This is a genomic window from Malaciobacter sp. (genome assembly GCF_055140965.1).
Map to the genome: position 1 here is coordinate 30,816 of NZ_JBSRRO010000005.1, position 12,198 is coordinate 43,013.

At 26.4% G+C, this 12,198-nt stretch carries 12 protein-coding genes; 8 read left to right on the forward strand and 4 right to left on the reverse strand.

Translation table 11 applies throughout. The annotated features are described in order from the left end of the window. Window positions 1-103 precede the first annotated feature (103 nt). Window positions 104-2,908: a nitrate reductase catalytic subunit NapA gene (napA, locus tag ACTCCZ_RS02880; protein WP_079578054.1), complete on the reverse strand. Its 2,805-nt coding sequence runs from the start codon at window positions 2,906-2,908 to the stop codon at window positions 104-106. 180 nt (window positions 2,909-3,088) lie between these two features. Between napA and ACTCCZ_RS02885 the strand changes: the two genes are divergently transcribed. Then, window positions 3,089-3,655 (forward strand): precorrin-2 dehydrogenase/sirohydrochlorin ferrochelatase family protein, encoded by a 567-nt coding sequence (locus ACTCCZ_RS02885; RefSeq protein ID WP_159445731.1) that lies wholly within the window; start codon window positions 3,089-3,091, stop codon window positions 3,653-3,655. A gap of 1 nt (window position 3,656) precedes the next feature. On the opposite strand, the gene ACTCCZ_RS02890 is transcribed toward ACTCCZ_RS02885, so the two are convergent. Together ACTCCZ_RS02890 and ACTCCZ_RS02895 are read right to left on the reverse strand one after the other, a co-directional pair. Then, window positions 3,657-4,640: a type IV pili methyl-accepting chemotaxis transducer N-terminal domain-containing protein gene (locus ACTCCZ_RS02890; protein ID WP_079578052.1), complete on the reverse strand. Its 984-nt coding sequence runs from the start codon at window positions 4,638-4,640 to the stop codon at window positions 3,657-3,659. Beyond that, window positions 4,637-5,302, reverse strand: a complete 666-nt coding sequence (locus ACTCCZ_RS02895) for a Crp/Fnr family transcriptional regulator (protein ID WP_079578051.1) — start codon at window positions 5,300-5,302, stop codon at window positions 4,637-4,639. The genes ACTCCZ_RS02890 and ACTCCZ_RS02895 overlap by 4 nt, the downstream gene beginning before the upstream one ends. Before the next feature lie 98 nt (window positions 5,303-5,400). Between ACTCCZ_RS02895 and ACTCCZ_RS02900 the strand changes: the two genes are divergently transcribed. The 3 genes from ACTCCZ_RS02900 to moaA all read left to right on the forward strand — a co-directional run bounded on the left by ACTCCZ_RS02900 (window position 5,401) and on the right by moaA (window position 7,988). Then, entirely contained in the window at window positions 5,401-6,318 is a 918-nt protein-coding gene (locus tag ACTCCZ_RS02900) for a glycosyl transferase (protein ID WP_079578050.1), read from the forward strand. A gap of 8 nt (window positions 6,319-6,326) precedes the next feature. Further along, window positions 6,327-6,953, forward strand: a complete 627-nt coding sequence (locus ACTCCZ_RS02905; RefSeq protein WP_228145308.1) for a Crp/Fnr family transcriptional regulator — start codon at window positions 6,327-6,329, stop codon at window positions 6,951-6,953. 66 nt (window positions 6,954-7,019) lie between these two features. Next, the gene (moaA, locus tag ACTCCZ_RS02910; RefSeq protein ID WP_079578048.1) at window positions 7,020-7,988 is read left to right on the forward strand and encodes a GTP 3',8-cyclase MoaA; all 969 of its coding nucleotides are present in this window, start codon (window positions 7,020-7,022) and stop codon (window positions 7,986-7,988) included. Window positions 7,989-8,022: 34 nt separating this feature from the next. Here moaA and ACTCCZ_RS02915 read toward each other — a convergent pair whose 3' ends face one another. Then, window positions 8,023-8,862: a hypothetical protein gene (locus tag ACTCCZ_RS02915; RefSeq protein WP_079578047.1), complete on the reverse strand. Its 840-nt coding sequence runs from the start codon at window positions 8,860-8,862 to the stop codon at window positions 8,023-8,025. A 143-nt stretch (window positions 8,863-9,005) separates the two neighbouring features. Here ACTCCZ_RS02915 and rpsO point away from each other — a divergent pair, with 143 nt between their 5' ends. The 4 genes from rpsO (at window position 9,006) to ACTCCZ_RS02935 (ending at window position 12,193) form a co-directional block, all read left to right on the forward strand. Next, window positions 9,006-9,278: a 30S ribosomal protein S15 gene (gene rpsO, locus ACTCCZ_RS02920; RefSeq protein ID WP_079578046.1), complete on the forward strand. Its 273-nt coding sequence runs from the start codon at window positions 9,006-9,008 to the stop codon at window positions 9,276-9,278. Between the two features lie 152 nt (window positions 9,279-9,430). Continuing rightward, window positions 9,431-9,832: an RrF2 family transcriptional regulator gene (locus tag ACTCCZ_RS02925; RefSeq protein WP_079578045.1), complete on the forward strand. Its 402-nt coding sequence runs from the start codon at window positions 9,431-9,433 to the stop codon at window positions 9,830-9,832. After that, window positions 9,829-10,878 (forward strand): DHH family phosphoesterase, encoded by a 1,050-nt coding sequence (locus ACTCCZ_RS02930; RefSeq protein ID WP_079578044.1) that lies wholly within the window; start codon window positions 9,829-9,831, stop codon window positions 10,876-10,878. Before ACTCCZ_RS02925 ends, ACTCCZ_RS02930 begins: the two co-directional genes overlap by 4 nt. Before the next feature lie 16 nt (window positions 10,879-10,894). Then, window positions 10,895-12,193, forward strand: coding sequence for a M99 family carboxypeptidase catalytic domain-containing protein (locus tag ACTCCZ_RS02935; protein ID WP_079578043.1), 1,299 nt, complete (start codon window positions 10,895-10,897; stop codon window positions 12,191-12,193). The last annotated feature ends 5 nt before the right edge of the window (window positions 12,194-12,198 follow it).

Genomic DNA, 12,198 nt, shown 5'->3' on the forward strand with positions numbered 1-12,198 from the left:
TTTTTGAATTGATAATTTTAATTGATAATGAATTTCCATGACACAAGTAAAAATTGCTCATTAAATTTGCATTTTCTATCATTATCAACTCAACTTCAACTAATTATGCTTTATAAATTTTTACAGCACATTTTTTAAAGTCTGTTTGTTTTGACTGTGGACAAGTATAATCAGCACAAACTTTATTAATAAATACTTTTTCATCAAACCAAGGTACAAATACAAGTCCTCTTGAAGGTCTGTTTCTTCCTCTTGTTTCAACTCTTGCTTTAACTTTTCCTCTTCTACTTTCAACCCAACAAAGTTCACCTTGTTTTACATCATATTTTTTAGCATCAGCTGGATGCATATAACAAAGTGCTTCTGGTACTGCTCTGTATAATTCAGGAACCCTCATTGTCATAGTTCCAGAGTGCCAATGTTCAAGTACTCTACCTGTACTTAACCATACTGGATATTGTTCATCTGGCATTTCAGGTGAATCCATATAAGGTCTTGCAAAGATTTTTGCTTTATTTTTTAAAGATTTTTTATTTTTATCTGTAATACCATTTAAATCACCTTGTGCTAAAGCTTTTGCTAGTTTTCCATAAAATGCAAAATCTGTTCCAGCTTTTCCATATTTTTTAGCATAAGGATCGTATTTAGTATTAAATCTCCATTGTGTTTCTTTACCATCAACAACTGGCCATTTTAATCCTCTTACTTTATGATAAGTATCAAAATCAGCTAAATCATGTGCGTGACCTCTACCAAAGTCTGCATACTCTTCAAATAGATATTTTTGAATAAAGAATCCATAACCTTTAAATACTTCACCATCACTACCAACAACATTTCTGCTATCTCCATATCCTTCAGAGTTATCAAAACCTGCTTGAATTGGATCATTTTTATCTAATTTATAAGATTTTGCTTTTTCATTTGCAAATAAAATTTCATACATAGATGTATTTTCATCATATCCCATAGCTTTAGCTTTTGAAATAACACTTGGTAGTTTTTTACCATTTCTTAATGTATATTCACCCCATAGATCTTTTATAGTAAATCTTTTTGATAATTCAACCCATTGCCAAGTATCTGACATTGAATCACCAATTGGTAATACTTGTTGTCTCCAGTGTTGTGTTCTTCTTTCTGCATTACCATATGCTCCCCATTTTTCATAAATCATAGCAGTTGGTAAAATTAAATCAGATACTTTTGCAGAAATACCTGGATATCCATCAGAACAAACAATAAAGTTATCCATCTCTCTTGCTGCTTTTATCCAATGACTAGCACTTGCTGTATCTTGATATGGGTTACAAACATTTACCCATGCAAACTTAACAACACCATCTTCAATATCTCTGTGAATTTTCATAATATGTTGGTTTCCAACAGGATTCAAAGTTTCACTTGGAATTTTCCAAGCTTTTTCACAAATATCTCTATGCTTTTTAACTTTTACCATCATGTCAGCAGGTAGTCTATGACAGAAAGTTCCAACTTCTCTTGCAGTTCCACAAGCACTTGGTTGACCTGTTAAACTAAATGCACCAGAACCTGGTTTTGCTTGTTTATTTAATAAAAAGTGAACATTATATGCTAAAGTATTTACCCAAGTTCCTCTTGTATGTTGGTTCATACCCATAGTCCAAAATGATACTACTTTTCTATTTTTTTGAATATATAAATTAGCTAACTCTTTGATTTTTTTCTTAAAATCTTCATCTGTTTCATCAGGATTTCCTTTTGAAACTTTAGTAACATAATCAGCATCATATGGATCTAGGAATTTTTTATACTCTTCAAAAGAGATTTCCCAGTGTTTTAATCCAGCTGGTTTATTTATCATATTGTCTCCAGCTTTATATCCATAAGGTGCTAGTGCAGGAGCTTCATCTTCTGAAACTATTTTTGACATCTCTTTAGAAATAGTTTCCATCTCTTTATCTGTATATTTACCTTCTTTGATGGCTTTTTCATCAGATCTTCTCATACCATAACCCATATTTACAGGACTTGCCGCAAATACAATATGCTCTTTTACAAAATCCCAATCAATTGATTCAGGGTGATTATATACAATCTCTCTTGCTATATAGTTCCATAAAGCTAAATCAGAGTTTGGTTTAAAGATAATTTCGATGTCTGCTAAATCTGAAGTTCTGTGTCTATAAGTTGAAAGGTTAATAACTTTTACATTATTAGGATCAGATAATTTTCTATCTGTTACCCTTGACCATAAAATAGGGTGCATCTCTGCCATATTTGAACCCCAAGATACAACAGTATCAGTAAGTTCAATGTCATCATAACATCCAGATGGTTCATCAATACCAAAAGTTTGGTAAAAACCAACAACAGCTGATGCCATACAGTGTCTTGCATTTGGATCAATTGCATTACTTCTAAATCCAGCTTTCATCATTTTTTGAGCTGCATAACCTTCCATAACTGTATATTGTCCAGAAGCAAATACACCAACGCCCTCAGGTCCAGACTCTTTAAGTGCTTTTTTAATATGAAATTCCATTTCATCAAAAGCTCTTTCCCAAGAAATAGGAGCAAACTTTCCATTTTTGTCAAATTCACCTTTTGCATTAACTCTTAGTAAAGGTTGTTTTAATCTATCTGCACCATACATGATTTTTGCATTAAAATAACCTTTAATACAATTTAATCCTCTATTTACAGGTGCTGCTGGATCACCTTTTACTGCAACAATTTTTCCATTTTTCGTAGCAAGCATAATACCACAACCAGTACCACAGAAACGACAAGCTGCTTTGTCCCATCTCCAGTCACCCTCTAGCTTATTTGCTGCTGCTTGAACTTCTGTTGGCATACTCATACCAACTGCTGCTGCTGCAGAAGCTGCGGCTGAACTTCTAAGAAAATCTCTTCTTGAAAGCGACATCTTATCTCCTTTAAAATTTTGTTTCATAAGAATTGTATCACTTATTTTAAATATAATAATTGACCTTAGTCAAATAATATAAGTTTAAATTAAGATAATTCTTGTCGGGTTTTAATTTTTTTGAAACTACTTTTTAACACAAAACAAAGTAGAATAAAAAAAACACTTAAGGCGAATGATTTGAACTATTTACCAATATTTTTAAATATAAAAAATAAAAAAACATTAGTAGTTGGAGGAGGTGAAGTGGCTCATAGAAAGGTCCTTTCACTATTAGAGTTTGCTAATGATATTGTGATTGTTTCTTCCAAAATAAATTTTGAGTTTAAAAATACAATAGATAAATATAACTTAAGTTATTTACAAGATAATTACAATAGTAAATATTTAGAAAAAATTGATATATTAATTGTGGCAGTTGATGACTTACAACTACAAAAAGATATTTATAAAGAAACAAAAGATAAGAAAATCATGTGTAATTTTTCAGATTTTGAAGAGTATTGTGATTTTATTTTGCCCTCATATATAAAAAAAGATAATTTAGTAGTATGTGTATCAACAATGGGAAGTGCACCAGCATTTGCAAAAGAGTTTAAAAAATACATTGAAAAGTTAATTCCTAATGATATTGATTCTTTTTTAAAACAGATGAAAGATCTAAGAACAAGTTTGCCAAAGGGAAAAAAAAGAATGGACCTTTTAAGACAAAAGGCCCAAAAATATATTCAGAATTTTAAACAATAGATTATTCTGATTTATTACAATTTTTTGATAAAGAGTTTAGCTCTTTTTTAAGCTCCTCTAATTTGTGAGTAAAGTTTAATAAATTCTCTTGTGATTCAATAACCATATCTTCGCTTTTATATAATTGGCTTGATAAATCTCTTGATTCACTTAATTCATCAAGGATTTCATCAAATTCATTTGTCAAATCTTCTAATTTTTTTGAAGCATTATCTGAATAAGCCATTGCTGCATTTATTTTATTTATGAAGCAATTAAGTGTATCTGTTGCTTCAACTATCTCTTTTTCTGCTTCAAAGTGTATTAAATCAATTGGTTCATTTAATTTACCCTCTTTTATGTTTTTAGAAAGTTCTAAAAACTTTTTAGCATTCTCTTCCATACTTTTTAATTGAAAATAACTATATATAATTAAAAGTATAATTATTAATGCAAAAAGGTATTGAAAATAGTTAATAAAAGTTGTCTTTCTTTCTGAATATGTTGTATATAAACTAACTATTTTATCAACTTCATTTAATAAATTATTATTAGTAGCATAAACAGTATCAACTAAAATTTTTAATGTTTTTTCATTTTTTTCATTTCTATTTTGCAATAACTTTTTTATATCTTTTATATTTTCATAAAAATTAAACCATAAAATCTCTACTTTTGATATTTGATTTGAAATAGCAGTTGTTGGTGCAGGTTCTATTTTGATTAAATGATTTCCATTTTTTAGTGAGTTTAGATTATATATAAACTCTTGAGTTGCATTATCAAGTTTTGAAAAACTATGTTGATTATTGTGATAAAGATAAAATATATTTTTTGATATTTTTTGAGTTAACATTCTTTGTTTACCTGCAATATTTATTATTAGAGCATCTTTTTGATTTTTTGCATTTAAATATATTGTTGTTGCTATAACACTTGACATTAAAATAACAAATAATAAACCAATTGTTTTGATTTTATTACTTATTGTTGCTGTTTTCTTCATACACCAATTCCTTTGAATATTGATACAAGTTCTTCTTTATTTAAAATCTCTACTTTACTATTTTGGATACTTATTGTTTTATTTCTACTTAATCTTTTTAAAACTCTTGATAGAGTTTCTGGCTGAATATGTAGCATAAATGATACTTCTTGCCTTTTTAATTGATTAAACATATCTAAATCTTGAGTTAACATAAATGCAACTTTAGCTGTTGCATCAAATACTAATTCTCTATTTATAATACATTGAAATTGTTGACTTTTTTTTAATAAAACTTCAATTAGTTTTGAAGTTAAAATATTTTTATCCAAAAAGTTTTCTTTAAACTTTTCATAATCAACAACTAAAATAGTTGAATCTTGGGTAAACTCAGCATTTGAAAAACATTGTATTTCATTGCTATTTAATGAAGATAGTTCTGATATCATACTATTTTTGTGTATGTGATATAAAAAAATCTCATTTCCGAATTTATCAACTTTATATATTTTTATTAAACCATCTACTAAAAACATAAGTTTGTTATTTATTTCAGTTTCATAATATAAAATTGAATTTTTAGGATAAGTAGATACATTTGAAAAGCTAGCTAATGTATTTACTTGTTCTTCATTTAGTTCTTCAAAAAAGTTAATATTTTTTATAATATCTTCTAATAACAATAATATCCTTTTGTAATTTTTTTATTTAAGCAATTCTATATTATCCTATTATAAAATTTGATTAATTATATTACAATATTCATTAATAAGGTTAGAAATTGAGTTTTAAAAAATATATAAAAGCTGTTGGAACAGGTTTTAAGGGAAATAGAGATTTACAAGAAGATGAGCTTATAGATGCAATAACAAAAATCTTAAATAAAGAGGCAAATGATGCGCAAATAGGAGCATTTTTAGTAGGCTTTAGAGTAAAACTTGAAAGTGATGATGAACTAAAAGCTTGTGTAAAAGCATTGAGAAATTTTATGAAATTTTATGAAGTAAAAGACTCAATTGAGCTTGGTTATTCATTTGATGGAAGAGTAAGAAATCCTTTTTTATTTCCTTTATTTAAAGATATATTAAAACAGTTTTATGAAAAAAACAGTGATGTGAAACCTTTAAATTTAGTAATTTCAACAGATAAATTACAACCAGCAAAACTTGGAATGTGTACAAAAGATTTGGTTTTAGAGTATGATTTAGGAGATAATATATATACTTTTAATAGAGAAAACTATTTAAAACCATTAAGTGATTTAACTTCATTAAGACATGAATTAGGACTTAGAACTGTTTTTAATACAGTAGAAAAACTCTTAGGAGTTGCAAAAAGTGAATATGCAGTAACTACAGCTTTTCATAAACCATATGTGAAAAAATATATTGAAGTTTTTAAAGACTATTTTGAAAATATAAGCGTCGTAAAAGGAGCTGAGGGAAGTCCTGAGGTCTTTTCAGATGGTAAGTATTGGCAAAAAATAGATGAAAAAATAGTTGAAACAAGCTTTAATTTAAAAGATTATGGTATTAATTATGATAGAAAATATGAACATATATCTTTAGAAGAGACTAAAAATATAATTAATAATCCTGATGAAGAGATTATAAAGCTAAGTAAGTTTAATATTGCATTATATTTACTCTTTTCAAAAAGAGTTAACTCTTTAGATGAAGCTTGGCAGCGATTGAATTAAGGATGGTAATGAATTTAAAAGAGCTTTATTTATTTAAAGATTTAGATGAAAAGACGATTAAACAAATAGAAAATATTTCTGTTAAAAGTAATTATGTAAAAGATAATATCATTTTTTATGAAGGTGATGAATCAAAATATTTGCATTTATTAATAAAAGGTGTAGTTAAACTTTATAAAAGTACAAGTAACAATAAAGAGATTGTTATGAAGTATTTTTATGATAATGAACTTATTGCAGAATTAAGTAATTTTGAAAAGATACCTTATCCAGCAAGCGCTGTTGCATATAGTGAGTGTGAAGTTTTAAGGATTGATTTTGAAAAATTTAGAAAAATTATCTATTCAAATGAAGATTTGATATTAAAAATACAATCTTCACTTATAAAAAAGATAAAAAATTTAGAAAGAATCATCTCTTCACAGTTAGTTTTAGATACTCATCAAAGAGTTGCAAAATATATAGTTGAGAATCAAGAAGATTTTTTTAATACAAAAAATATTCTAATTGCTCAAATGCTTAATATAACACCTGAGACTTTATCAAGAGTGCTTAGAAATTATAAAGACAAAAGTCTAATTGATATGAAAAATAAAACTATAAATCAAGAAGAACTTATAACAATTTATAGTTAAAATTTTTCTAGAATTAAGCTTTTTTATATTAAGCTTTTGAAATTTTTTAAAAAAAGTGAGAAAATTATGTTAATAGATGGACATAATAGAGTTGTTGATTATTTAAGAGTATCTGTTACTGAAAGATGTAATTTTAGATGCCAATATTGTATGCCTGAAAAACCTTTTTCGTGGGTTCCAAAAGAGAACTTACTTTCATATGAAGACTTATTTAAATTTATAAAAGTTTCAATTGATGAGGGTATAAAAAAAGTTAGAATTACAGGTGGCGAACCTCTTTTAAGAGAAGATTTAGACAGCTTTATTAAAATGATATATGATTATAAAAGTGATATAGATTTAGCACTTACAACAAATGCTTACTTATTGCCTAAAGTTGCCCAAAAACTAAAGGATGCTGGACTAAAAAGAATCAATGTTTCACTTGATACTTTAAAGCCAGATGTAGCAGCGAAAATTGCTCAAAAAGATGTTTTGGCAAAGGTTTTAGAAGGAATAAAAAAAGCAGATGAAGTAGGTTTAAAAATCAAAGTAAATTGTGTTCCTATAAAAGGAATAAATGATGACGGAATTATAGAAGTTTTAGAGTTTTGTAAACAAAGAGGATATGTAGTAAGATTTATTGAGTTTATGGAAAATCATTATGCAAAAGATAGCGCAAAAGGTTTAGACTCAAAAGAGATTAAAGATATAATTTCTAAAAAATATAATTTTAAAATGGTTCCAAGAGATACTAGCTCACCTGCTCAATATTATGAGTTAGAAGATGGTTATCAATTTGGAATAATAGAACCTCATAAAGATGATTTTTGTGCTTCATGTAATAGAATCAGATTAACAGCTGAGGGATTTTTGATTCCTTGTTTATATTTTGAAGATGCAATGAGTATTAAAGATGCAGTTCAAAATGATGATATTGATAAAGCAGTTGATATTTTAAAAGAGGTTTTAAGAACAAAGCCTGAAAAAAACAAATGGTCAGAAGAAGATGGAAGTGAAACTTCAACAAGAGCATTTTATGAAACAGGAGGATGAGAAACCTATATAAATAGTAAAAGTTTTACTTTTACTATTTGTTTCTTACTATATTTGCCAATTTATTTTTAATAGTAACACCTTTAAACTCTTTTAACATTTTAAGTTCAGGTTTTTTATTTACATTGTAAAACTCTACCATATAGCCAATAGGATTTGAACGAAGAGCAATAAAACTATCTTTTATTTTATTACTTTTTATTATAAATTCATTATTTGTATTTTTTTGTACATCATTATAATCTTTATATAAAGACTCTATTTGTAGCCTCAAAGCTAAGAACTCTTTTTTATTTTTTGAAATAACACCTATTATATAAGACTTTTCATCTTTTTTAACAAATTTTTGCTCTTTTGAAATATCAATATTTAATTCATCAATAAGTTTTATAAATTTGATATCATCTTTATGCCCTAAGTTGTGTTTTAGTAAAAAAGTAGCAATTTCTTCAGATTTTTCAAGTCCAAAATCATATAAAAGTCCATCACTTAATACAACTTTTTTATCATCATTTAGTGTAAAAGTAGCAGTAAAATTTGAATAGATATTTCCAGTAAGATAGTTTATCTCTGTTTTTGTATCTTTAATATCTTTAATATTAATACTATTTGTTTTATATACTTTTTTATTATCATAAACTGTCCAAGATAAAATATCATCTTCAACTTTTAACTCTAATCTTCTTTGAACTAATAAAACATAAAATATAGATGCTATTTGAAATGCCATTAAAAAAAATGCTAAAAACATTAATAGGGTATAAACTCCCCCTCTTTGAATATAGCCTTGATACATTACAAGTGCAAAAATAACAAAGGCTACAAGCATATAAAGTTTATAAACAATCTCTTTTTTATAGGTGATATTTAACATAAATTTCCTTTTAAGAATTAGGGATTTTATTTTTGAAGAAGTTTTAATTATAACTTAAACTAGCTTTAATAATAGTTTGAATATAATTCGCGTCCATTTAAAATTTCTTTAAGTGAGATTATATACCTATTAGGAGGTCAATTATGGCTTTAGATCAGGACGTAAAAGCAAGTATTATTGCAAAGTTCAAAAAAAATGATAAAGATACAGGTTCTTCAGAAGTACAAATTGCATTATTAACAGAGCAAATTAGAGTATTAACTGAGCATTTAAAAATCAACAAACAAGATCACTCATCAAGATTAGGTCTTTTAAAAATGGTTGGTAAAAGAAAAAGACTTTTAAAATATTTAAAAAACACAGCTCACGATAGATTCGCAGCAGTAGTTGCAGAATTAGGAATTAGAGCTAAATAAGTTTATTTAAACTGAAATATTTAAAGGTTGCAAGTCTTCTTGCAACCTTTTTTTTTAAATTTTTTATAAATACACAATTTAGTTTTTAAAAAAAATTAATATTAATTTTACTTCTAGTAGAATATGTTTATTAAAAATTAGTTAGGAAAAGTATGTTATTAACAAAAAAAAGCGAATATGCATTGCTGTCTTTAATATCAATTGCAAGAAGTGACAAACCAAAAAATGTTGATGTTTTATCAAAAGAGCTTAATATCTCTAAGTCATTTTTAGCAAAGATAATGCAAAACTTAGCAAAGCAAGATATTGTAGTATCCCACAGAGGTGTAAATGGTGGATTTGCTTTGAAAAAATCATATGACAAACTTACAATATTAGAAATAACAACAGCAGCAGAAGAGAGAATTCCCTCTGTATTTGAGTGTTCTCCATCTGTAAATTCATGCCCATCAGATGTTGCTAATACTTGTACAATTTGGCCTTTACTAAATAATTTACAAAATAAAATAAACGTGTTCTTGAAGGATTTAACCCTTAAGGACATAGCTTCATGAGATTATTTCATATATCCCATACTGATTTAGATGGTTTCTCTTGCCAATTGCTAACAAAAGAGTTTTTTAAAAATGGAGTTTTTCTAAATGCAAATTACGGGCTTGAAGTAAAGCTTAGTATAAAAAAAGTTTTAGAATTAATAAACAATCTTGACAAAAGTGAAGAGATATTTTTTTTAATAACTGATTTGAATTTGACATATCAAGAATCAAAAGATTTACATAAAGATATAAATAAGCTAAAAGAAGAAGGTTTTAATATAAAACTACAACTTTTAGACCACCATGCAACAGGACAAAAAAGTGCAAACACTTATGATTGGTATTTTTTAGATTTAAACAGATGTGCTGCAAAAATAACATATGATTATATAACGCAAGAGTATGGTGGTTTTAAAGATGATGATAAATGGATTAAGCCTTTAATTGATAGTGTAAATGCTATTGATATTTGGTTAGATAATGAGACTTTTAATTTTGAATTTGGAAAAGTTCTTTTAAGCATGATAAGTCGTGTAAGAGAGATTAACAATGTTTTATTTGCTGATTTAAATAGAGAGTTTAGAATTTTCTTATTAAAAAAAGCAGCTACATATATTACTAAAGAGAATGCAAATATTCAACTTGACAATGATATTCATAAACTTAAAAAAGAGTTTTTAAATACTAATGGTGTTGATGATACAATAGATAATTTAAGTGCAAAATATTTAGTCTCTTCTTTAGAAAAAATAAAAGATAATTTAACTGTTTATTATAAAGAGCACAAAGGCTTATTAACTTATACTTTAGGTTCTATTTCTATTCCTGCAAATGCTTTTTTAAAGGCAAATCCTGATTATGATTTCTTTATTGATGTTGGAAGAAAAGGAAATGCAAGTTTTAGAGCAGATGGAAAGGTAGATGTATCATATATTGCTCAAAAACTTGCAAAAGGTGGCGGCCATGTAAATGCAAGTGGAGCAAAGTTTGAAGATTTTAAAGAAACAATTGATTATGAGCAAGTTAGAAGTTATATTCAAAACAAGCTAAATTCATTAAATTGATTAATAAAGGCTTTTTTTGTTAAGAGTAATTTTTCTATTTTTTCTATTTTATAATGTGTCTCTTGCTGTTTCTAATTTAGATTTTGATTTATATAAAAAAGAGTCTAAACAAAAAGGTGATACTCTTTTAGTAATAGGTGGAATACATGGTAATGAGCCAGGTGGCTATTTTGCTAGTTCAATACTTGTAAGTAATTATAAGATAAAAAAAGGCTCTTTGTGGGTAGTGCCTAATTTAAATTTTGAAAGCCTAATTAGAAACAGAAGAGGGATTCATGGTGACATGAACCGAAAATTTAATTTTGTTAGTAAAGATGATAAAGACTACAATGATATTATAAAAATCAAAAAAATCATCAAAGATGAACAGATTGATTTAATATTGAATTTGCATGATGGAAGAGGTTTTTATAGACATGATTGGCAAAACTCAATATTTAATCCAAGTGCTTGGGGACAAGCATTTATTATTGATCAAGAACTTCTAACAAAAGAACATAGATATTTCAATCTTACAAAACTTGCTAAAAAAGTTAGTGAAAATATAAATAGTGAACTTTTAGAAGATTATCACACTTTTAATATTAAAAATACAAAAACAAAAGAAAAAGATGAACAAATGCAACTATCTTTAACTTACTTTGCTATTAAAAATAATAAACCTGCTTTTGCTGTTGAAACAAGTAAAAATATCACTGATTTGACTTTAAAAGTAAAATATCAATTAAAAGCAATTGAAGGCTTTATGGATATTATGGGTATAAAGTATGAAAAAGATTTTGATTTGAATAACTTAGAAGAGATTAATGCAGCTATAAATAACTTTATGGATGTAACTATAAATGATGTTATAAAACTTGATTTAAATAATATCAAACCAAATTTATACTATTTTCCTTTAAAAGATACTCAAAATAGCTTTGATTTTAAGCATCCATTAGGAGCAAAAATCTATAAAAATGGCATATATTATTTAAAAATTGGAAATAAAACAGTTGCAAAATTGCATCCTCAAAGATTTGATTATAAAAATGAAATAAAAAACATTTTAATTGAGTTTGATGGAGAAAAAAGAAAAATTAATTTTTCAGATACAATCAAAGTAAAAGAGTATTTTAAAGTAAAAGCAAATAATGATTATAGAGTTAATGTTATAGGTTTTTCAAAAGATAAAATAGTAAATGAGAATAATATTAAGATTACTCTTGATAAATTAGAAAAAAGATTTAGTATCTCCAAAGATAATAAAGTTTATAAAATTGAAGTTTATAAAGATAAATATTTTCTTGGAATGATACTAGTTCAATTTGATTAAAAATG